The sequence below is a fragment of the Marivita hallyeonensis genome (assembly GCF_900129875.1).
Taxonomy (GTDB): domain Bacteria; phylum Pseudomonadota; class Alphaproteobacteria; order Rhodobacterales; family Rhodobacteraceae; genus Marivita; species Marivita hallyeonensis.
The window spans coordinates 560,318-581,188 of record NZ_FQXC01000004.1 but is presented as its reverse complement, the minus strand read 5'-3'; the positions used below and the strand labels follow the sequence as shown (position 1 = coordinate 581,188).

Sequence of the window (20,871 nt, the reverse complement as noted above, 5' to 3'; positions counted from 1 at the left end):
CCGTCGTCCTGAATGCAAAAACGCGCCTCGCGGCGCGTTCTGCAGAAGGAGTTTAGTTTCCGGAAACAAAGAAAAGGCACTTCCGTGCCTCTTCTCTTTCTTGCGATCTGCCTGACTTTAGGCGCCGCCGCCGCCTGCACCGAACCCGTCGTTTTGCCCGGTGACAGCCGTACCAGCAGCAGTCGTAAGGCCAACAGAAGCGGTTTCGATCGTGGTCCATGCCGCAATGGCGAGACCAACGACAGCAGCAGTCAAGACAACCCAGTCAACTGTGACCGCACCGTCTTCGTCCTTACGAAACTTGGTGAGAAAACGTGTCACGCTGAACTCCTTTGTGCTGCGGATGGAAAGGCGCGCTCTGCGCCTTTCCAATTTTTGTAGCTAAGCGAAGCGCTATTATGCGCCGCCGCCACCAGCACCGAAGCCGTCGTTCTGGCCGGTCACAGCTGTACCAGCTGCGGTGATGAGGCCAGTCGAGGATGTTTCGATTGCGGAATAAGCAGCAATTGCCAGACCCACAACAGCAGCGGTCAGAACGACCCAGTCAACTGTTACGGCGCCGTCTTCGTCCTTGCGGAAGTTTTTGATGAACTTGATCATGTTAGTCTCCATAGTCCTAGTTTGCTCACGTTAGCCAAGCTCAGGACTGATAGTGAGCGCTCTCTCTTTCGCTCCATCCCGTCTTGGATGAGCAGTTATAGTCGCCGGATTGGGGCAGCAGTTTGACGCGAATGGTCCGTTTTTGCAGCCCGTAAAAAAACCACATCCATCCAGATTAAGTATCTGATAAGAAAAGATAGTTTTTTCAAATTTTTTCGTTTTTTCTTGAATTGGAGGCGGTTTACGCAACGGTGTTTTTTCTGATTTCTTCCGAATTCGAAACGAAATGGCGCTGAAATGAAGATTGTGTCATAATCCCTGCAAAACAGGGCATCGAGCAGGATCCTGACAATGAAACACTTATTGGTAATGGCCATCTGCGCCATCTCTCTTGGCATTTCTGACGTGCGGGCAGAGCCTGCACCGTTCCAGGATTTCTCTGCCAAACGGGTAAAGCCGCCGTCATCGAGTTCTAAGAAGCGGATCACAGTCCAGATCGCGCCGCAGGCTCCAACCGCACCGGCTGCGACGGCCGCGTCTGCGGCTTCACCGGCGCCCCGGGCTCCGGGAAGCGAGACGCTGGCGTGGTTCTGGTCCGAGATCTCCCCATCGATAGAGGCGAAAAGCCCAGGACGCCTCGAACCCGCCTTAGTGCGGTTGGCAAACCCGCCATCGGGGAAGGGTCTTGCCGGTCCGCGCTTGCAGGATCTTCAGGATATTGCGGCGCGGTACGGGCGCGACATTCTTCTTAGCACCGTGGGCACACGCGTATCACCAGCCTTGGCGCTTGCCGTCATCGCAGTCGAATCATCCGGCCGTGCCGACGCGCAGAGCTCGGCGGGGGCGCAGGGGCTCATGCAGCTCATGCCAGCAACGGCGGAACGCTTTGGCGTGAATGACAGCTTGTCTCCGGAACAGAACATCAAGGGTGGTATCGCGTTTCTCGATTTCCTGATGGAGACTTTCGACAATGACGTGATCCTTGTACTTGCGGGCTATAACGCGGGGGAGAACGCGGTTCTGAAGAACAATGGTGTGCCGGATTACGCAGAAACACGCGCCTACGTGCCAAAAGTCCTGCAAGCATTCCAGACGGCCAAGGGGCTTTGCCTGACGCCGCCGCAACTCGTCACCGACGGATGCGTGTTCCGCGTGGCTTCACGGTAGTACAGCGCCTGGGTTCATAATGCCCTTTGGATCGAGCGCGTTCTTGATGGCGCGCATTGCGGCAAGTTTGGTCGGATCTCCGTACCGTGCGAGATCGGCTGTCTTCGCGCGACCGATGCCATGCTCTGCACTGAACGTACCGCCAAGCTCGTGCGCGATATCGTGCACGAGCCGTTTGATGGCCTTCGTTTCGGCCAGATAGGAGTCACGGGACTGACCAGAGGGCGGGAACACATTAAAGTGCAGGTTGCCGTCCCCGACATGGCCAAAGCAGTTGATCCGAAAATCGCCGACCTGCGCGATGGCCTGACGTACGCGCGCGATGAAAGCCGGTAGCGCACCAAGGGGTACAGAGACATCGTGGCTCGACACCGCGCCGATACGGCGATTGGCTTCGGGGATATGTTCACGCACCGACCAGAACTCTGTCCGCTGAGCTTCCGATTGCGCGATCACAGCGTCCGTCGCGATCCCTTCTGCCTCGGCGGCGACGAAAAGGTCTTCGAGCGCGCTCTGCGGATCAAGACCTTTCGGCAAGCCAATGTCTGTGAGGATCATCCATTCAGGGTGGTGGTCGCCAAAAGGCTTTCGAACGTCTGGCAAAGTCTCCGACAGGAAATCCAGGCCCGTCTTATGCATCAGCTCGAAAGCGCTGATACTTTCGCCAAGCTGGCTTTTCGCCAAAGACAACAACTCCAGAGCCGCTTCGGCATCGCGGATCACGAATACGGCTGTTCCGATCGCGGCGGGGCGTGGGTAGAGCTTGAGCGAGGCCGCTGTGATGATGCCCAACGTGCCTTCCGCCCCGATCAGCAGGTTCCGCAGATCGTACCCTGTGTTGTCTTTTCGCAGCCGCTTCAGCCCGTGCCAGATCGATCCGTCCGGCATAACGGCTTCCAACCCGAGGCACAGATCCCGCGTATTGCCGTAGCGCAGAACGTTCACACCGCCGGCATTTGTGCTGAGTAGCCCACCGATGCGTGCAGACCCTTCCGAGGCAAGAGACAACGGGAACAGGCGGTCCACATCCCGCGCTGCGGTCTGGATATTCGCAAGGATTACGCCTGCCTCTGCAATCAGCACGTTTTCTTGGGGAAAGACGTCGCGAATCCGCGTCATCCGTTCAAGCGACAGGATCAGCGGCGTCTCGGGCGCGCCGTCCGGTGCGATCTGACCGCCAACAAGGCCGGTTCCGCCACCGTATGGCACAATGCCGACACCCGCGTCGGAACAGGCTTGTACGAGGGCGGAGACCTCTGCCGTGTCGCGGGGGCGAGCGACGAACCCCTGTGCGCCTTGCCAGCGTCCACGCGGCTCTTCCAGATAGGATTGCTCTGCCCGCGCAAACATGTCTGCAGGGAACCGCTGCGAGAGCGCGTCAATGAAGGTGCTGTCAGCCGAATCGCGGGGCATATTTGGCGTTCTGTCTCTTAGTCGTCCGTGTCGCGCAACCATTGTGGCTGCAGGACCACGACGGTAGGCCGCGACGGCAAGTCGCGCAACGACAGTTCCAGGTAGGGCGCATCGCGGCGGTCAATTGCAAAGCTGTCGGAAACTTCGTCGAGAAATGCCTCCAGCGCAAAGCCCGAGAACCAGTGCATCGGGATGACAATGCTTGATTTCAGACGGTCGACGATGCGGACCATGACCTCGCGGGGTAGGGTGAAGCCGCCATCGACAGGTACCATCACCACGTCGAGTCGCCCGATGGCTGCGTATTGCTGTTCGTTCGGTTCGTGATGCAGGTGGCCGAGATGGCCGATGCACAGGCCTTCCACCTCGAAGATGAAGATCGAATTGCCATTCTCCTCGACCCCGCTCCATTGCGAGCGGATGTCGGTCGAGACATTGCGGATCAGAACTTCACCCAGTTCAAGATGATGGTCGATGCCTTCGCCGAACGGGCCCCAGCCGGGAAGGACGTGCGGGATGGCCGGGTCCGGATGTGCGGTCCAGTGCGTCTCATGCGCGTGGTTCATCGTCACCACATCGGGGATCATCGTGGTGGTGCCAAGAAAACCCGTGAAATCGGTCGCGATATTCAGCCCGCCGGGTGTCTGCAACAGAAAGGTCGCATGCGCCACGTAGTTGATGCGGACACTGAATTCGGGGACCGTGTCTGACCAGGACGCTTTCTGGATGAAAGCTGCGCCGGGTGTGGCGTCCGCTATGGCAAGGCAATGGCTCGGGCGTCGCGTGTCCGATTGCGCTGCGGCGGCACCGGCCAGAACCAATAGCGCAAGGGCGCTCAGCAGACGTGTCACTCGCATACCGATACCTCCTGACGACGAAGGTAGCCCTGTTACGGAGCGGTGCAAGCCTCTTCGCAGTTGCTTGGTCAAGGGCGTTCAAACGGCTTGTTACCCGGCGTCGGTGCGTCCGCGCCGATCCAGCCGCAGCTGTGCATAAAGAACGTGGGTCCGCCACCGCCCGTCGATCTGCAGATAACTCTGCGCGACCCCTTCGTATTTGAAGCCCGATTTCTCAAGAAGCCCGCGCGAAGCCTGGTTTTCCGGCAGGCAGGCTGCCTCGATCCGGCTCAGGTCCAACCGGTCGAACGCGTAGTGCACCATCGCTTCGATGGCTTCGCGCATATAGCCCTGCCGCGCAAACGGCTCTCCGATCCAATAACCCAGCGTGCCCGCCTGCGCCGGTCCGCGCCGGATATTGTCGAGCGTGATCGCGCCCAACAGCATGTCATCACTCCTGCGCAGCAGAAACAGGGGCACCGCTGATCCATTCCCGATGGCCCGGTTGGCCCAGTAGACGCGATTGGTAAAGGCACGACGGGTCAGGTGGTCTTCCGCCCAACTGGGCTCCCATCGCGTCAGGAAGACCTCGCTGTCCCGTCGCAATGCGCACCACGGATTGAAGTCGCTGTGCATCGGCGGGCGCAGAACCATCCGCTCGGTATCGAGCCGTAGCTTGCGCCGCAGTCCAAGCATCAGGCCACGCGGCGCTGTTGCAACGCGTCGAGACCGGGTGCCGCCTGCACGGGGCCGTAAAGCGCCAGAGCTGCGGGCGCTTTGCAGGCGAGATGTTCGGCAAATGCCCGAACGTCACCCGTGGTGACGCTGTCGATGCGGGACACCGTATCTTCAAGCGGCGGGACTTCGCCCCAGATCTGGGTCATGCGGGCCAGCCGCTCGGTCCGCGAGGACGGGCTTTCCAAGCCCATGAGCAGCCCGGCTTTCATTTGCGCTCGCGCGCGTGCCACTTCCGCCGGAGACATATCCTCTGCGGCGCGTTTCATCTCGTCGACCGTCAGATGCGTCAGGTCGAGAATTTCCTCGCCGCTTGTGCCCGCGTAGATCGTGGTCATCCCGGTGTCGGAATAGGCCCCGGTTTGCGCGAAGATCGTATAGCAAAGACCGCGCTTTTCGCGGATCTCCTGAAACAGGCGGCTCGACATACCACCACCCAGCGCGACCGAATACACTTGGGCCACATAGAAATCCGTATCGCGATAACCCGGCGATTCAAAAGCAAGGGCGATATGCGCTTGCTCCAAGTCTTTCACATGACGGCTCTCGCCACCTTGGAAACGCGCCGCGTCGGCGACGAGGGCAGGGCGCTCCGCCATGTCCCCGAACATCTGTTCCGCCTGCTTCACGATGCTGTCGTGTTCCACGGCACCGGCGGCGGCGAGGATCATCTGGCTTGGGCCGTAATGCTCGGTGACGAAAGTCGACAAGTCCTCTTTGGAAAACGCAGAGACCCGGTCGGTTTCGCCCAATATCGTGCGCCCGAGGGCCTGATCCGGATAGGCGCGCTCCTGCAACCAGTCGAAGATCACGTCGTCCGGTGTATCCAGCGCCTGGCCGATCTCCTGCAGGATCACGTGCCGTTCGACTTCGATTTCCTTCGGGTCGAACACCGGATTGCGCAGGATGTCAGAGATCACGTCCAGCGCGAGACCCACATCATTGCGTAACACGCGCGCGTAGTACGCCGTCACCTCGCGCGAGGTGTAAGCATTGATATATCCGCCCACGTCTTCGATGGCCTCGGCGATCTGCAGGGCTGACCGTGTCTCGGTCCCCTTGAATGCCATATGTTCGAGAAAATGCGCGATGCCGTTCTGCTCGGGCCGTTCGTGCCGCCCGCCTGCGGTCACCCAGATACCAATCGCCGCGCTTTCGAGGCCCGGCATATGCTCGGTCACGATGCGGAAACCGTTGGAGAGTGTGGCGGTTTGAACGGTCAAGAGGCGATCCTGTCTTTGATGAGGGTTTCAAGCTTCGCAAGGTCGTTGGGCACGCGGGTCATACGCTCATCGCGGTCAAAGAGGTCCGCCATGCGCTCCGGCAGGGCAGGCCGCAAGCCGCTCGCCTTCTCGACCGCATCGGGGAATTTCGCGGGATGCGCTGTGGCGAGCGTCACCATCGGCACCGAGGGGTCTTTGATCTCTTCGGCAACCTTGACGCCAATCGCAGAATGCGGGCAGAGCAATTCGCCCATGTGGTTGTGCGCGTGCGTGATCATGGCAAGCGTTTCGTCTTCGCTGACCCGCCCGCTGTCATAATGCTCCCGCAGGACATGCATGGTCCCTTGGCTGACATGGAACCCACCGGCCTTGAGCTCGTCCATCAACTGCGCCACCGCACCACCGTCGCGGTTGTACGCGTCGAACAGCGCGCGTTCAAAGTTCGAGGACACCTGAATGTCCATCGACGGGCTGATCGAAGGGGTGACGCTGTCGGTCACATAGCCGCCGGTCGTTAAGCACCGGTGCAGGATGTCGTTCTGGTTTGTCGCCACCACGAGGCGATCGATCGGCAACCCCATGCGCTTGGCAATATAGCCCGCGAAGATATCACCGAAATTGCCGGTGGGCACGGTAAAGCTCACCATGCGGTCCGGTGCGCCCAGCGATACGGCGGACGAAAAGTAGTAGACCACTTGCGCCAGCACGCGGCCCCAATTGATCGAATTCACACCGGCCAATTTCACGCCATCGCGGAAGTCGAAATCGTTGAACATGTCTTTCAGCCGCGCCTGGCAGTCATCGAACGTCCCGTCGAGAGCCAGCGCATGCACATTGTCTTCGACCGGCGTCGTCATCTGCCGCCGCTGCACCTCGGACACCCGGCCATGCGGGTAGAGGATGAACACATCCACCGCATCCAGTCCGCGGAACGCCTCGATGGCGGCAGAGCCTGTATCGCCGGATGTGGCCCCCACGATGGTCACCCGGTCCCCGCGCCGCGTGAGCGCTTCCTCGAACATCTGTCCGATAAGCTGCATCGCGAAGTCCTTGAACGCGAGCGTTGGCCCGTGGAACAGCTCAAGCAGGAAATGCCCGGATCCAAGTTGCACCAGCGGCGCGCGGGCATCGTGCCCAAACCCGGCATAAGCCTTCGCGATGAGGTCTGCGAATACCTCGTCCGTAAACGCGTCACCCACAAAGGGGCGCATCACGCGGTACGCGATATCCTCATACGGCAGCCCGTGCATCGCGCGAATGTCGTCGGCTGACATCTGCGGGATAGTTTCGGGGACATATAGCCCCCCATCGCGCGCAAGGCCCGACAGCATCGTGTCCTCAAATCCAAGCGCCGGGGCTTTGCCACGGGTCGAGATATACTGCATCAGCCTTCCTTGCCTTTGCGTTGCCGCCAGATGAATGCGCCTGTCATGATCACCCAGACCGCCGCCAGCGAATACCACGTGATCGCGTATTGCAGGTGATCGTTCGGAATACCGCTGGTGTCCACCGGCAAGGGCGTCACGCTGGGGTCCGGCGGCGACATGTTGCGGGCAATCACCAAAAGCGGCTCGGTGCCCAGCACTTCGGACATCCGGTCGATATCGCGGGCGAACCATGTGTTCCCGCCCACATCGTTCTCGGGGGTGGAGGATGTCCGGTCATCGGGCCAATGCAGGTTGCCTTGCACCTCTACCGTCTCACCGGCGCGCGACCGGTCTGCATCCCGCTGATCTACCGGGGTGACCCCGCGATCAAGAAGCACTCTGCGACCGTCATTCAATGTATAGGGAGAGATCACCCGGTATCCCGCGCCCACGCGCTTTTGCGACACGAGCACCAAAAGCTCTTCCTCGCCGATCTCCCCGATCAGGGCGACCGGGGTATAGCGGTCGCGTGCGGGGATGACCGCACTTGAAGGGGGGATCGCTTCGAACGGCCCGTCGATCCGCGTTTCGATCTCGTTCAGGATGCCACGCTTCCACTCCAACCGCTGCATCTGCCACGTGCCCAGCCACACGAGAATGGCAGTGCCGATCAGGCCGAACAGAAGGGGGATGGCGAGGCGAGAGACCAAGAAACACTCCTAGAATTGATAAAGGCGCGCCGATCAAGCGCGCCTTGCTTTATCCTTGTCGCTTCTCCGTGTTCAACCCGGAAAAACCGCGCTATCGGATCAGCCACCCCAGACGTAGATAGCCGCGAACAGGAACAGCCACACGACGTCCACGAAGTGCCAGTACCATGCAGCGGCTTCGAAGCCGATATGCTTGTCTTGGGTGAAATGTCCGCGCATCAGGCGCAACAGGCAAACGAACAGGAAGATCGTTCCGATGATCACGTGCGCACCGTGGAAGCCGGTCGCCATGAAGAAGTTCGCGCCATAGATATTGCCCGAGAACCCGAAGCCCGCATGCGAGTATTCGTAGGCCTGCAGGATGGTGAAGATCACGCCGAGACCGATGGCGATGATCAGGCCCCACTTCATGTCTTCCTTGTTGTCCTCATGCACCAGCGCATGGTGCGCCCATGTGGCCGCCGCGCCCGAGCACAACAGGATCAATGTGTTGATAAGCGGCAGGTGCCACGGGTCGAAAGTTTCGATCCCGACCGGCGGCCAGACGCCGTCGATGGCAGGGCTTTCGGGACCCATCGGATACATGGCGTGCTTGAAGAAGCTCCAGAACCATGCCGCGAAGAACATGACCTCGGACATGATGAAAAGGATGAAGCCGTATTTCAGACCGATCCGCACGACGGGCGTGTGATCACCCACCTGGCTTTCGGTCACCACATCCGACCACCAGGCGAACATGACGTAAAGCACGCCCACGAGGCCGATCAGGAACAGCCAAGGGCCATTGCCGTGCATCCAGAGCACCGCCCCGAAGAGCATCGCGAACCCCGAGACCGCGCCGATGAACGGCCAGACTGAGGGGTTCAGAATGTGATAATCATGGTTTTTTGCGTGCGCCATTTTGGGTCCCTCGTGGATAGGCGTTAGTTCGTTTGCGTCTGCGCGGGCGCAGCTGCATCCACCATCGCCTGCATTTCTTCGGTCAGCTCGATCTGGTGGAACGTATAAGACAACGTGATGTGGTTCGTGCCATTGGCGTCAGGGTCGTCCAACAATGCAGGATCGACAAAGAACGTCACTGGCATCTCTACCCGCTCGCCGGGCATCAGCAACTGCTCTTCAAAGCAGAAGCACTGGATTTTCGAGAAGTAGAGCCCCGCGCCATAAGGCGCGACATTAAAGCTTGCCGTGCCCGCAACGGGTTCATCGGTCGGGTTGTAGGCCTCGTAGAAGACCAGCCCGTCTTCGCCAAAGCGCACCTCGACCTCAAGCTGCATGGGACGAAACTCCCACGGCATGCCGCGTTCCTTGGAGGCGTCGAAACGGACCTTGATGGTCTCGTCAAGGATTTCGACGCTGCCCGATTCCGCAACATTCGTGGTTCCGCCAAAGCCGGTCACGCGGCAGAACCAGTCGTAAAGCGGCACCGAGGCCCACGCCATAGCGCCCATGAAGATGACAACGCCGACGCCCTGAAGCGCGGTCTTGGTCTTCGGATCCATGCTCATTCTTGCACCGTTGTTGTAGCCGGGGTCTCGTAATCGCCGCGGGTCACCTTGACGACCGTCAGGCCGAAGACGATGGCGATCACGCCAACCAGCAATAGCCCGACGCCGACGTTGCGACCGTAGCGGCGCGTGTGCAGCTCATGTTGCTTGGACAGGCTCATGCCCAAAGCCCCCAGCCCAGTTTGTCCAGCCCCGCCTCGACCAGAATCGCGCCGAAATGGGCGAAAAGGTAGAGCAGTGAGAGTTTGAAGAATTTGCGTTCTGTCAGGAAGTTGTCGGCTTCCGACATATCCTCGTCCCGGCGCCAGATCTGCCATGCCCCGCGCAGGAACAGCACGTTCAGCACGACAGCCACGCTCAGGTAGATCGGTCCGCCGATGGATGTGAACCCGGCGGCGACGGCCAGAATTGCCAACAAAATTGTATAGACAAGGATATGCACCCGCGTCGCGCGGCGACCATGCGTGACGGTCAGCATCGGCACATCTGCGTTGTCGTAATCCTTGCGCATGAATAAGGCGAGCGCCCAGAAATGCGGTGGCGTCCACATGAATGTCAGGCAGAACATCAGCACCGACTCGACGCTGACCCCGCCCGTTGCGACCGCCCAGCCGATCATCGGAGGGAACGCGCCCGCCGCGCCGCCGATCACGATGTTCTGCGGCGTCCAGCGCTTGAGCCACATCGTATAGACGACGACGTAGAAGAAGATGGTGAAAGCCAGCAGTCCGGCTGCGAACCAGTTGGTCGCAAGGCCAAGGAACACGACCGAGAACGCCGAGAGCGCCATCCCGATGGCAAACGCCTCGTCACCCGTGACCTTGCCAGCCGGGATGGGGCGGCGCTGCGTACGCTTCATGACCGCGTCGATATCCGCATCCCACCACATGTTCAGCGCGCCCGAGGCCCCGCCGCCGATGGCGATGAACAGGATCGCGCAGAACCCGATGAACGGGTGCACCGGCGTCGGTGCCGCCAGCAAACCCACAAATGCCGTGAACACGACCAGCGTCATCACGCGCGGCTTCAGCAGCGCGAAATAGTCGCCGAAGGTGGCTTCGGTCTGGTAGGTGCCGGTCTGGCTGTTGAAGCTTGTATCGGTCACGGGCGTCTCAACTGGGTTGCGTCAGATTGGCCGGTCGGGTCGCGCATGCAGGAGGCACGCATGCGCGCAGTGTTCTTAGTTCGTCAGAACCGTGCGCACGTCGACATACGTGCCTTCCTCTTTCGAGGCTGTGAGCCACGCGTCGTAGGCCGCTTCGCTCACCACTTTCACGGTGATCGGCATATAGGCGTGCGCGATACCGCAAAGCTCGGAACACTGGCCGAAATAGATGCCTTCCTGCTCTGCCGTGAACCACAGCTCAGCAAGGCGGCCCGGCACGGCGTCCTGCTTCACGCCAAAGGCGGGAATGGTCCAGGAATGGATCACGTCTGCCCCTGTCACCTGCATCACGACGGTTTTGCCCACGGGAACGACGATGGCAGTGTCTGTTGCGAGGAGGAAGTCTTCCTTCCGGTAGCCCGCTTCGACCAGCTGTTCTTCGACTTCCGGTGTCAGGCGATTGTCGCCTCCGGTGAAGGGGGAGCCGATCATGTAGCCGTCATAGGCCAGGTCTTCGCCCACGTATTCATAACCCCAGTACCACTGATACCCGGTGACCTTGATCACCACGTCGCCTTCCGGGATTTCCTGCTGCTTGAACAGCACCGGCAGGGAAAACGCGCCAATGAACACGAGGATCAGGATCGGACCGACCGTCCAGGCGATTTCCACCGGTGTGTTGTGAGTAAAGGTCGACGGGTTCGGGTTGGCACGGCGATTGTAGCGCACGATGCAGTAGGCCAGAAGCGCCGTCACGAAAAGCACGATGGCGGTGATGATCACGAGGATCATGCCGTCGAGCCACTGAAGGTCGCGGGCCAGTTCTGTGGCGGCAGGCTGGAAGCCGGTGCCCCGATCCACCGGGGCGCCAATGGTTTCCAGAGTTTGCTGGGCAAAAGCAGGTGCCGCTGCAAAAGCGGAGGTCAGGCCCAAGAGCAAAGGTTTGAGTTGCATGTCGTACCCTGATCGGTTGCGTGTGTCGTCATTCGAATGGAGCGGATTTCGGTCGGCGGTTTCACCAACGGCAGCACCCCATTGTCTTGGGCTCGGTTAAAACCATATTCTGGACACCAGTTAAAGAAGCTTGCTTGCGGCAAAAACGCGCTTTCTTTGACGCAGATCAAATCCAGACCGGAGGCTTCATGTCCGATTCCGCTTTCCAACCGTTCGACACCCAACTCGACAAGGATCGGACGCTGGCGCTGCTGCGCGACGCGGTCGCCGGGGCCGAGGATGGTGAGCTGTTTCTCGAACGGCGACGGTCCGAAGTTCTGGTCTTCGATGATGGGCGCATCCGTACCGCCAGCTATGACGCATCCGAAGGGTTCGGCCTGCGTGCCGTGAACGGAGAGGTGGCGGGCTACGCGCATTCTACCGATATCTCCGAATCGGCGATCAAGCGCGCTACGGAAACGGCGCGCCTCGCAGTGGGCGAGGGCGGCGGCACACTGGCCGATAAACCTTCGGGCACCAACACAAAGCTCTACACCGATGCCGACCCCATCGCAGGGCACAGCTTTCCGGTCAAAGTCGATACCCTGCGAGAGATCGACGCCTTTGCGCGTGGGCTTGACCGTCGCGTGGTTCAGGTAAGCGCAACCATCGCCGCCTCGCTGCAGGAGGTCGCGATCCTCCGCCCCGAAGGCACGCTGGTCTCGGACACCCGCCCGATGACGCGCGTCAATGTCAGCGTCATCGTCGAGGAAAACGGCCGCCGCGAATCCGGAACAGCCGGTGGCGGGGGGCGCGTCCTGCTCGACGGTCTGCTCGATCCGGCGGATTGGCAGGCCAAGGCGCGCGAGGCGCTGCGCATTGCGTTGGTAAATCTCGAAGCCGTTCCGGCGCCCGCAGGTGTGATGGACATCGTCCTCGGCCCCGGCTGGCCCGGTATTTTGCTGCACGAGGCGGTGGGTCACGGGCTGGAAGGCGATTTCAACCGCAAGGGCAGTTCGGCCTTTGCGGGTCTGTTGGGGCAGCAGGTTGCCGCCAAGGGTGTGACCGTGCTCGATGACGGAACGATCCCGGACCGGCGTGGCTCGATCACAGTCGATGACGAAGGCACGCCCTCTGGCAAGAATGTCCTGATCGAAGACGGTGTTCTCGTCGGCTTCATGCAGGACCGTCAGAACGCGCGTTTGATGGGGGTCGATCCCACTGGCAACGGTCGCCGCGAAAGCTACGCGCATATTCCGATGCCGCGCATGACGAACACCTACATGTTGGGTGGCGAGGCGGACCCGAAAGACATCGTGGCCGACCTCAAGGACGGCATCTGGGCCGTCGGGTTCGGCGGCGGTCAGGTGGATATCACCAACGGCAAGTTCGTCTTCTCCTGCACCGAAGCCTACCGTGTGAAGGACGGAAAAGTCGGTGCCCCGGTCAAGGGGGCGACGCTGATCGGCGATGGGGCGACTGCGCTGCAACAGATTCGCGCGCTGGGCAATGACATGGCGCTTGACCCCGGAATGGGCAATTGCGGCAAGCAGGGCCAATGGGTTCCGGTGGGCGTGGGCCAGCCAACGGTCATGATCGGCGGGCTGACCGTCGGCGGTGCACAGGCCTAAGTCCGAGACTTTTCAGACGCTTACGATCTGGCCGCGGCGCAGCGTTGGGAATGTGCGTGCCCGTTCACACCTGATTAACCACTGTGCGTCTATTCCTGTCTAAGCAAGCAGACGGGGACAGGATGCCATTGGAACACAGCTCTTCCACTCACCCCCTAATCCCACCCACCACGGAAGACCAACGGTTTGACTGGCTCCGTCTCTTGCGCTCCCGACGGGTCGGGATCAGCACGTTCTATCGCCTCATGCACGAACATGGGTCGGCTGCCGCTGCGCTGGGTGCGCTGCCGGAGATCGCCCGCGCCGCTGGGGTCGACAACTATCAGACCTGTCCGGAATCGGTGGTCGAAGCGGAACTGAAAGCCGCCGCAGCCGTCGGCGCGCAGCTACTTTGTTTTGGTGACACCACTTATCCCGATGCGCTGCGCGATCTGGAGGATGCACCGCCACTGCTTTGGGCGGTGGGCGCGTTACCAATCCTCACGAGACCTCAGATCGCATTGGTCGGTGCGCGAAATGCGTCTTCCCTCGGTGGCCGCATGGCCCGCAGCCTGGCACAGGGTCTGGCAGAGGCCGGTTACGTCATCGTGTCGGGCCTCGCCCGCGGTGTCGACACGGCGGCGCATCTCGCCGCGCTCGACACCGGCACCATCGCGGTGCTCGGCGGTGGGGTCGACGTGCTCTACCCGTCCGAAAATGCGAAACTGGCCGAAGACATCGTGGCCAAAGGCGGCCTCCGGGTCAGCGAACAAGCAATGTGCCTGCAACCGCAGGCCCGCCATTTCCCGGCGCGCAATCGCATCATCTCGGGGCTGTCACAAGCGGTCATCGTCGTCGAAGCGGCTGCCAAATCCGGTTCCCTCATCACCGCGCGAACCGCGCTCGATCAGGGGAGGGAGGTCATGGCCGTTCCCGGCCACCCGTTCGATGCGCGGGCCAGCGGTTGCAACATGCTCCTGCGCGATGGCGCGCGTCTGGTGCGTAACGCCGACGACGTGATCGAGGCGTTGGCACCTCTTGCCGAAGCGGCGCCGGACCTGCCGATGCAAGCGCCGCAGAAACGGCAAAGCCTGTCCGACGTTGCGAAACTCCACCAGCAAATTCTCGACCGGCTTGGCCCGTCGCCGATGGGCGAAGACCAGCTGATCCGCGATCTTGGCGCGCCGTCGCAACAGGTCTCGCCAGCGCTCACCGATCTGGAACTGGACGGGCGTATCAACCGACAGCCCGGTGGCCTGATATCGCGGGCCAGCTGACTGAGATCGCCCGAAATCTGCAAGGATTTCGAGCATTTCCTTTCAAGGGAAGACCACGCCGGTCAAACACCTTGCGGGCCAAGGGCACTTTCGCGCCGATTGACAATTCGCGCTTGCACACCACATCTTGCGCCGCCATATGCGGTCCACCCGGATCGCCATCGGGTCGCTGAGAAAGGTCATTGTTTCATGCCAGTTGTGGTCGTCGAATCCCCGGCAAAAGCCAAGACAATCAACAAGTACCTGGGATCCGATTACACCGTTCTGGCGTCATACGGCCACGTTCGCGACCTGCCACCGAAGGACGGATCGGTCGACACCGAGAACGGTTTCGACATGAAATGGGAAGTCGCCAGCGACTCTCGCAAACACGTCGCCGCCATTGCCGAAGCGCTCAAATCCGACGACGCGATCATCCTCGCCACTGACCCCGACCGAGAGGGCGAGGCAATCAGCTGGCACCTCAAGGAAGCCCTGACCAAACGCCGCGCGATCAAGAAAACGACGGACGTGAAACGCGTCACCTTCAACGCCATCACCAAGGCCGCCGTAACCGAGGCAATGGCCAACCCGCGTGACATCGATGCGCCGCTGGTCGAAGCCTATCTCGCCCGCCGCGCGCTGGATTACCTTGTCGGCTTCAACCTGAGCCCGGTTCTCTGGCGCAAACTTCCCGGTGCGCGCAGCGCAGGCCGGGTGCAGTCGGTCTGCCTGCGCCTGATCGTCGAACGCGAGATGGAGATCGAGGCGTTCAAGCCCCGCGAATACTGGTCGGTCAAAGCCATCCTCGCGACCCCGCGCGGTCAGGAATACGAGGCGCGCCTCACCGTGCTCGCCGGAAAGAAACTCGATCGCTACGACATCGAGAACGAAACCCAGGCAGAGCTTGCCGTCCAGGCGATCCAGAGCCGGGATCTGACAATCACCTCGGTCGAGGCGAAACCCGCCTCCCGCAACCCGTCCGCCCCTTTCATGACCTCGACGTTGCAGCAAGAGGCCAGCCGCAAATTCGGCATGGGCGCCCGCCAGACCATGAACGCCGCCCAACGCCTCTATGAGGCCGGACACATCACGTATATGCGAACAGATGGCATCGACATGGCCCCCGAAGCCGTGGACGAGGCCCGCGCCGCGATCAAGGATCGGTACGGCGCCGAATACGTGCCGGCCGAGAAGCGCATCTACAAGAACAAGGCCAAGAACGCGCAGGAAGCGCATGAATGCATCCGCCCCACCGACATGGCCAAGGATGCGGCCAGCCTCAAGATCAGCGAACCGGATCAGCGCAAACTCTACGACCTGATCTGGAAACGCACGCTTGCCTGCCAGATGGAATCTGCACGCCTCGAACGCACGACGGTCGAGGTGGGGAGCGCGGACGGTCAGGTCGGACTGCGTGCAACGGGGCAAGTGGTTCTCTTCGACGGGTTCCTGCGTGTCTACGAAGAAGGCCGTGACGACGCCGTCGTCGACGATGACGACAAGCGACTGCCGCAGATCATGCAGGGCGAAAAGGCCGACAAACGTGGCGTGACACCCGATCAGCACTTCACCCAACCGCCGCCCCGTTACACCGAGGCGACGCTGGTTAAGAAGATGGAAGAACTCGGCATCGGTCGCCCGTCGACCTATGCAAGCATCATCACTACGATCCAGGATCGCGAATACGTCCGCAAGGAACAGAACCGCCTCTTCCCCGAAGACAAGGGCCGGATCGTCACGATTTTCCTCCTGAATTTCTTCAAGCGCTACGTGGAGTACGACTTTACAGCCGCCCTCGAATCCGAGCTGGATGACGTCAGCGCCGGGGACAAGGATTACAAGGAATTGCTCGGTCGCTTCTGGCGCGACTTTTCTGCGGCCATCGCCGAAACCTCGGAACTGCGTATCTCCGAAGTGCTTGACGTGCTCGATGACGCGCTTGCCCCTCAGCTCTACCCGCCACGCGAAGACGGCAGTGACCCGCGCACCTGTCCTTTGTGCGGTGAGGGCCAACTGCATCTCAAAAGCTCGCGCTCCGGTGGCTTCGTCGGTTGCGGCCGCTACCCGGAATGCCGGTACACCCGCCCCATCGGCGGCGACGCGGCAGAAGCGGGCGACCGCGTGCTGGGCGAGGACGAGCACGGCAATGAAATCAGTCTGCGTTCCGGTCGTTTTGGCCCTTACGTCCAGCGTGGCGAGGCAACAGAAGAGAACAAGAAGCCCGACCGTGCGAGCCTGCCGAAAGGCTGGCAGGCCGACGACATGACCCTCGAAAAGGCGCTGACGCTTCTAAGCCTGCCGCGCATCATCGGCATGCACCCCGAAGGCGGCGAGATCAAATCGAACTTCGGGCGCTTTGGCCCCTACATCATGCATCAGCTTCCGGATGAGGCGAAACCGGTCTACGCCAACCTCAAGGAACCGACCGATGTCTTCGAGATCGGCATGAACCGCGCCGTCGAACTTCTTGCGGAAAAACGCGCAAATCCGGGCCGCGGCCGTGGTGCGGCAGCAAAGCCGCTGAAGGAACTGGGCGAACACCCGCAAGAGGGTGGCACGATCGCGGTGATGGAGGGGCGCTACGGTCCTTACGTGAAATGGGAAAAGGTCAACGCGACCTTGCCGAAGGATGTGGAGCCGGATGCAGTGACCATGGACATGGCCGTGGCCCTGATCACGGAGAAGTCCGCAAAGAAGGGCACCCGCAAGAAAGCCGCGAAGAAACCGGCGGCGAAAAAGAAGGCTGCGGCGAAAAAGTCCTGACCGAAGATGCCTTTATGCCCCGGCTGCCGGGCCTGGCCGGGAACCGCTGTTTCACTGCCTGAATATTCAGCAAACCGGCCTGAAAACAGCCATGGAAAAGTGTCAACTTTCGCAATGACGCGCGAAGTTGACACATTGCACTCGCATCGTTGCAGCCGTTGACTTACCCCGCCTGAGACGCCAAAAGCGACACGTCGCTGAACACGAGGGGAACTGTCGATGAACAAGGTCTATGCAACTGCGGCTGAAGCACTGGACGGGGTCCTCTCGGATGGCATGCTGATCGCTGCCGGTGGATTTGGCCTCAGCGGAATTCCCGAGCTTTTGCTTGACGCCATTCGCGAAAGCGGCGTGAAAGACCTGACCTTCGCGTCCAACAATGCGGGCGTGGATGATTTCGGTATCGGCATCCTTCTGCAGACCCGTCAGGTCAAGAAGATGATCAGCTCCTACGTCGGTGAAAACGCGGAATTCATGCGCCAATACCTGAGCGGGGAGCTGGAGCTTGAATTCAACCCGCAAGGCACGCTGGCTGAACGTATGCGCGCCGGTGGCGCGGGCATTCCGGGCTTCTACACCAAGACCGGCGTCGGCACCGTGATCGCCGAGGGCAAGGACCACAAAGACTTCGACGGCGAGACCTACATCATGGAGCGCGGCATCTTCGCCGATCTCTCCATCGTCAAGGCCTGGAAAGCCGACACCACCGGCAACGCGATTTTCCGCAAGACCGCGCGCAACTTCAATCCGCCCGCTGCGATGTGTGGCAAAGTGTGCGTGATGGAAGTCGAGGAAATCGTCCAACCGGGCGAGCTTGATCCGGACAACATTCACCTTCCGGGGATCTACGTGCACCGCATCATCCAGGGTGAACACGAAAAACGTATCGAACAGCGCACTACCCGGCCACGCCCGGCAGCCTGAGAAAGGGACCGCATTCCCCGTGGAACGCGCCGCAGATAAACCAAAGCTGACATCCGTGCTTGACGACAGTCAGGCCCTGGCGGGGTTTTCCCGCCTGAATGTGGCAATGGTGATCTCCAATCCGCAATCCGAGGACAACCCGATTGTCTACGTGAACGATGCGTTCGAGCGTACCACGGGGTATAACCGCGCGGCCGTCATCGGTCGCAATTGTCGCTTCCTGCAGGGCACCGACACCGACCCCGAAGCCGTGCGCAAAATCCGCAGCGCGATCGAGGCCGGTGAGGATGTCAGTGTCGATATCCTGAACTACCGGGCCAGCGGTGAACCGTTCATGAACCGCCTGCTGATCGCTCCGATCCTCGGCGCGCGCGGCAAACCGGTCTACTTCCTCGGCATCCAGAAAGAGCTGCGCGATGACGAGCAGGATCAGGCCAACGATTCCGCGCGATTGCACCTCGACACGGTCTGCTCCCGGGTCAGCAAGGACCTCGGCCTGATCGTCACATCGCTCGTCGGCAAAAGCGACGCAAAACCACCGACCACCGAGGAAGAGCGCCAAAAGTTCCTGCGCACCCTGGATGTGCTGCCGCGCCGTCTGGAATGCCTGCAATTCGTGTACGAGGAAATGCAGCTCGCCGACGAACAGTGGAACCGCGATGGCATCGACCTTGGCTCGCTCCTGTCACGGATCTCTCACACCATTGCGCATAACGAAGGCCGCCCGGGCGTGCGCTTTGTGTCGCTGGTGGAACCGCTCGAAGTGAACCTCGACACCGCGATCCGCGTCGCGCTCATGACGTTCGAACTGGTGTCGAACGCCTTCCAGCACGCGTTCGACGGGCTGGATCAGGGATATCTGGAATTGCGCGTGAACCGCCTCGCTGCGGGCGGGTTGCGCATGACTATCGCCGACGACGGCGTCGGCATTCCGAAGAAACAGGGGTTTCCGTCCAGCACCTCCGTCGGCGGACGGCTTGTCTCCTCGCTGCTCGACGGGTTGGACGCGACGCTCAACGTGGCGCGTGGAGCGGCGGGAACCGTCATCATGATCGATGTGCCCGTCGGCTTCACCGATATCAGGGAATAATCCGCGCCTGTGCGGATCAGGACAAACGAAGGAACGCTACCATGGGATGGGATCGCAATCAGATGGCCGAACGCGCGGCGCAAGAGCTCGAGGACGGCATGTATGTCAACCTCGGCATCGGCATCCCGACGCTCGTGTCGAACTATATCCCCGAGGGCATGACCGTGACGCTGCAGTCCGAGAACGGCATGCTGGGCATGGGGCCGTTTCCCTACGAGGGCGACGAAGACCCTGACCTGATCAACGCGGGCAAGCAGACGATCACCGAATTGCCCCACACCAGCTATTTCGACAGCGCCACCAGCTTCGGCATGATCCGCGGCGGCAAGATCGCGATGGCGATCCTTGGCGCGATGGAAGTGGACGAAAAAGGCGACCTCGCGAACTGGATGATCCCCGGCAAGCTCGTCAAAGGCATGGGCGGCGCGATGGACCTCGTGGCCGGTGTCGGACGCGTGGTGGTCGTGATGGATCACACCAACAAGCACGGCGAGAGCAAGGTCCTGAAAGAATGCACCCTGCCGCTCACCGGGGCAGGGGTGGTCGATCGCATCATCACCAATCTCGGTGTTCTCGATGTGACCCACAAGGGGCTACACATTCAGGAACTGGCCCCCGGCGTGACGCGCGAGGAGATGATCGCCGCGACGGAAGCAACCATTGTCTGAGCACGACATCATCCGGGAACAGGACGGCGCAAAGGGCCGCTACGTGATCCGCAAGGACGGTGAAGAGGCGGAACTGACCTTTTCCATCGCCTCGCCGACCCTCGTCATTGCCGATCACACCGGCGTTCCGGACGCTTTTCGTGGCACCGGGGCGGGGCTGGCACTGGTTGAACGGCTGGTGGCCGATGCCCGAGCCGAAGGGTTCAAGATCGTGCCGCTGTGCCCCTTCGTGAACGCGCAACGGCGCAGACACCCTGACTGGGCCGACGCTTTCAACGTGTAGCGCGCGCCGTCACCGGCGCGCCGTGATGCGTCACCGCATCATCCCGTTTCCGTCATCGGAAACGCCGCGTGCCGCGGTCGCGCACGCAGGCCCTGCGCCCCCGCAGGGCGTCGTTTCCGTTCACGGAAACGCCTGCCTCATAAGCCGTCGAATGCGCAAAGCGCGTGAACATCCATCCCCATCGCTTCCAGCTTCTGGCGTCCGCCAAGATCGGGAAGATCGATGATGAAGGCGCATCCGATGGTCTCGCCGCCCAGCCGTTCGATCAGCTTCAACCCGGCCTCCGCGGTGCCGCCCGTGGCCAAAAGATCGTCCACCAGAAGGATCTTCTCTCCCGCCTCGATGGCATCGTCATGGATTTCCACCACCGCCTCACCGTATTCGAGCGTGTACTCCTCGGAGATCACCGCGCCTGGCAGTTTGCCTTTCTTTCGGACCGGGACGAACCCGACGGACAGCTGATGCGCAATCGCGCCGCCAAGGATGAAGCCTCGTGCCTCCAGCCCGACCACCTTGTCGAACCGCATTCCGGCGTACGGGTGCAGAAGCTGATCGATGGCCATCCGAAACCCGCGCGCATCGGCGAAAAGCGTGGTGACATCGCGGAACATGATCCCTTCATGCGGGAAGTCGACGATGGTGCGGATGTAGTCCTTGACGGTCTTGGTCGGTGGCAT

The 20,871-nt window shown here is 61.1% G+C and carries 22 protein-coding genes; 8 read left to right on the top strand and 14 right to left on the bottom strand.

All coding sequences use genetic code 11. The annotated features are described in order from the left end of the window. Positions 1-117: 117 nt before the first annotated feature. Entirely contained in the window at positions 118-321 is a 204-nt protein-coding gene (locus BUA42_RS15730) for a Flp family type IVb pilin (RefSeq protein WP_072779368.1), read from the bottom strand. A 75-nt stretch (positions 322-396) separates the two neighbouring features. Next, complete coding sequence (locus tag BUA42_RS15725) at positions 397-600, bottom strand: Flp family type IVb pilin (RefSeq protein WP_072779367.1); 204 nt, start codon at positions 598-600, stop codon at positions 397-399. A 351-nt stretch (positions 601-951) separates the two neighbouring features. Between BUA42_RS15725 and BUA42_RS15720 the strand changes: the two genes are divergently transcribed. Then, the gene (locus BUA42_RS15720; RefSeq protein ID WP_072779229.1) at positions 952-1,767 is read left to right on the top strand and encodes a lytic transglycosylase domain-containing protein; all 816 of its coding nucleotides are present in this window, start codon (positions 952-954) and stop codon (positions 1,765-1,767) included. Here the strand turns inward: BUA42_RS15720 and BUA42_RS15715 are convergent. From BUA42_RS15715 to coxB, 11 genes are all read right to left on the bottom strand, one after another. Next, positions 1,759-3,180, bottom strand: coding sequence for an FAD-binding oxidoreductase (locus tag BUA42_RS15715; protein ID WP_072779228.1), 1,422 nt, complete (start codon positions 3,178-3,180; stop codon positions 1,759-1,761). The genes BUA42_RS15720 and BUA42_RS15715 overlap by 9 nt on opposite strands. A gap of 17 nt (positions 3,181-3,197) precedes the next feature. After that, entirely contained in the window at positions 3,198-4,037 is an 840-nt protein-coding gene (locus BUA42_RS15710; protein WP_072779227.1) for an MBL fold metallo-hydrolase, read from the bottom strand. A 90-nt stretch (positions 4,038-4,127) separates the two neighbouring features. Next, complete coding sequence (locus BUA42_RS15705; protein ID WP_072779226.1) at positions 4,128-4,712, bottom strand: GNAT family N-acetyltransferase; 585 nt, start codon at positions 4,710-4,712, stop codon at positions 4,128-4,130. Further along, complete coding sequence (locus tag BUA42_RS15700) at positions 4,712-5,974, bottom strand: M16 family metallopeptidase (RefSeq protein WP_072779225.1); 1,263 nt, start codon at positions 5,972-5,974, stop codon at positions 4,712-4,714. Before BUA42_RS15700 ends, BUA42_RS15705 begins: the two co-directional genes overlap by 1 nt. Further along, a complete protein-coding gene (gene thrC, locus BUA42_RS15695) occupies positions 5,971-7,359 on the bottom strand; it encodes a threonine synthase (RefSeq protein ID WP_072779224.1) in 1,389 nt (462 codons plus the stop codon). The genes BUA42_RS15700 and thrC overlap by 4 nt, the downstream gene beginning before the upstream one ends. Further along, positions 7,359-8,051 carry an SURF1 family protein gene (locus BUA42_RS15690; protein ID WP_072779223.1) on the bottom strand — a complete coding sequence of 231 codons (693 nt, stop codon included), beginning with the start codon at positions 8,049-8,051 and terminating at the stop codon, positions 7,359-7,361. Before BUA42_RS15690 ends, thrC begins: the two co-directional genes overlap by 1 nt. Before the next feature lie 99 nt (positions 8,052-8,150). Then, positions 8,151-8,951: a cytochrome c oxidase subunit 3 gene (locus BUA42_RS15685; protein WP_072779222.1), complete on the bottom strand. Its 801-nt coding sequence runs from the start codon at positions 8,949-8,951 to the stop codon at positions 8,151-8,153. A gap of 23 nt (positions 8,952-8,974) precedes the next feature. Next, positions 8,975-9,559: a cytochrome c oxidase assembly protein gene (locus BUA42_RS15680; RefSeq protein WP_072779221.1), complete on the bottom strand. Its 585-nt coding sequence runs from the start codon at positions 9,557-9,559 to the stop codon at positions 8,975-8,977. Next, the gene (locus BUA42_RS21220) at positions 9,556-9,720 is read right to left on the bottom strand and encodes a hypothetical protein (protein WP_178346916.1); all 165 of its coding nucleotides are present in this window, start codon (positions 9,718-9,720) and stop codon (positions 9,556-9,558) included. Before BUA42_RS21220 ends, BUA42_RS15680 begins: the two co-directional genes overlap by 4 nt. Continuing rightward, a complete protein-coding gene (gene cyoE, locus BUA42_RS15675; RefSeq protein WP_072779220.1) occupies positions 9,717-10,664 on the bottom strand; it encodes a heme o synthase in 948 nt (315 codons plus the stop codon). Before cyoE ends, BUA42_RS21220 begins: the two co-directional genes overlap by 4 nt. 75 nt (positions 10,665-10,739) lie before the next feature. After that, entirely contained in the window at positions 10,740-11,618 is an 879-nt protein-coding gene (gene coxB, locus BUA42_RS15670) for a cytochrome c oxidase subunit II (protein ID WP_072779219.1), read from the bottom strand. A 188-nt stretch (positions 11,619-11,806) separates the two neighbouring features. Here coxB and tldD point away from each other — a divergent pair, with 188 nt between their 5' ends. From tldD to BUA42_RS15635, 7 genes are all read left to right on the top strand, one after another. Beyond that, a complete protein-coding gene (gene tldD / locus BUA42_RS15665) occupies positions 11,807-13,228 on the top strand; it encodes a metalloprotease TldD (RefSeq protein ID WP_072779366.1) in 1,422 nt (473 codons plus the stop codon). Between the two features lie 122 nt (positions 13,229-13,350). Next, positions 13,351-14,484, top strand: coding sequence for a DNA-processing protein DprA (dprA, locus tag BUA42_RS15660; protein WP_072779218.1), 1,134 nt, complete (start codon positions 13,351-13,353; stop codon positions 14,482-14,484). A 189-nt stretch (positions 14,485-14,673) separates the two neighbouring features. After that, positions 14,674-17,229, top strand: coding sequence for a type I DNA topoisomerase (gene topA / locus BUA42_RS15655; protein ID WP_072779217.1), 2,556 nt, complete (start codon positions 14,674-14,676; stop codon positions 17,227-17,229). A gap of 219 nt (positions 17,230-17,448) precedes the next feature. Beyond that, positions 17,449-18,153, top strand: coding sequence for a CoA transferase subunit A (locus BUA42_RS15650; RefSeq protein WP_072779216.1), 705 nt, complete (start codon positions 17,449-17,451; stop codon positions 18,151-18,153). Positions 18,154-18,172: 19 nt separating this feature from the next. Next, positions 18,173-19,243 carry a PAS domain-containing protein gene (locus BUA42_RS15645; RefSeq protein ID WP_072779215.1) on the top strand — a complete coding sequence of 357 codons (1,071 nt, stop codon included), beginning with the start codon at positions 18,173-18,175 and terminating at the stop codon, positions 19,241-19,243. Between the two features lie 41 nt (positions 19,244-19,284). Beyond that, positions 19,285-19,911 (top strand): 3-oxoacid CoA-transferase subunit B, encoded by a 627-nt coding sequence (locus BUA42_RS15640; RefSeq protein ID WP_072779214.1) that lies wholly within the window; start codon positions 19,285-19,287, stop codon positions 19,909-19,911. Continuing rightward, positions 19,904-20,194: a GNAT family N-acetyltransferase gene (locus BUA42_RS15635; RefSeq protein ID WP_072779213.1), complete on the top strand. Its 291-nt coding sequence runs from the start codon at positions 19,904-19,906 to the stop codon at positions 20,192-20,194. Before BUA42_RS15640 ends, BUA42_RS15635 begins: the two co-directional genes overlap by 8 nt. Before the next feature lie 137 nt (positions 20,195-20,331). Here the strand turns inward: BUA42_RS15635 and BUA42_RS15630 are convergent, their stop codons facing one another. Then, complete coding sequence (locus tag BUA42_RS15630) at positions 20,332-20,871, bottom strand: adenine phosphoribosyltransferase (protein ID WP_072779212.1); 540 nt, start codon at positions 20,869-20,871, stop codon at positions 20,332-20,334.

What these genes read in the sequence shown, in the direction of transcription:
- topA (WP_072779217.1), top strand. Translation starts at nt 14,674, where the DNA reads ATGCCAGTTGTGGTCGTCGAATCCCCGGCAAAAGCCAAGACAATCAAC.
- BUA42_RS15720 (WP_072779229.1), top strand. Translation starts at nt 952, where the DNA reads ATGAAACACTTATTGGTAATGGCCATCTGCGCCATCTCTCTTGGCATT.
- thrC (WP_072779224.1), bottom strand. Translation starts at nt 7,359, where the DNA reads ATGCAGTATATCTCGACCCGTGGCAAAGCCCCGGCGCTTGGATTTGAG.
- tldD (WP_072779366.1), top strand. Translation starts at nt 11,807, where the DNA reads ATGTCCGATTCCGCTTTCCAACCGTTCGACACCCAACTCGACAAGGAT.
- BUA42_RS21220 (WP_178346916.1), bottom strand. Translation starts at nt 9,720, where the DNA reads ATGAGCCTGTCCAAGCAACATGAGCTGCACACGCGCCGCTACGGTCGC.
- BUA42_RS15640 (WP_072779214.1), top strand. Translation starts at nt 19,285, where the DNA reads ATGGGATGGGATCGCAATCAGATGGCCGAACGCGCGGCGCAAGAGCTC.
- BUA42_RS15685 (WP_072779222.1), bottom strand. Translation starts at nt 8,951, where the DNA reads ATGGCGCACGCAAAAAACCATGATTATCACATTCTGAACCCCTCAGTC.
- BUA42_RS15715 (WP_072779228.1), bottom strand. Translation starts at nt 3,180, where the DNA reads ATGCCCCGCGATTCGGCTGACAGCACCTTCATTGACGCGCTCTCGCAG.
- BUA42_RS15705 (WP_072779226.1), bottom strand. Translation starts at nt 4,712, where the DNA reads ATGCTTGGACTGCGGCGCAAGCTACGGCTCGATACCGAGCGGATGGTT.
- dprA (WP_072779218.1), top strand. Translation starts at nt 13,351, where the DNA reads ATGCCATTGGAACACAGCTCTTCCACTCACCCCCTAATCCCACCCACC.
- BUA42_RS15630 (WP_072779212.1), bottom strand. Translation starts at nt 20,871, where the DNA reads ATGCCACCGACCAAGACCGTCAAGGACTACATCCGCACCATCGTCGAC.
- BUA42_RS15725 (WP_072779367.1), bottom strand. Translation starts at nt 600, where the DNA reads ATGATCAAGTTCATCAAAAACTTCCGCAAGGACGAAGACGGCGCCGTA.
- coxB (WP_072779219.1), bottom strand. Translation starts at nt 11,618, where the DNA reads ATGCAACTCAAACCTTTGCTCTTGGGCCTGACCTCCGCTTTTGCAGCG.
- BUA42_RS15680 (WP_072779221.1), bottom strand. Translation starts at nt 9,559, where the DNA reads ATGAGCATGGATCCGAAGACCAAGACCGCGCTTCAGGGCGTCGGCGTT.
- BUA42_RS15710 (WP_072779227.1), bottom strand. Translation starts at nt 4,037, where the DNA reads ATGCGAGTGACACGTCTGCTGAGCGCCCTTGCGCTATTGGTTCTGGCC.
- BUA42_RS15650 (WP_072779216.1), top strand. Translation starts at nt 17,449, where the DNA reads ATGAACAAGGTCTATGCAACTGCGGCTGAAGCACTGGACGGGGTCCTC.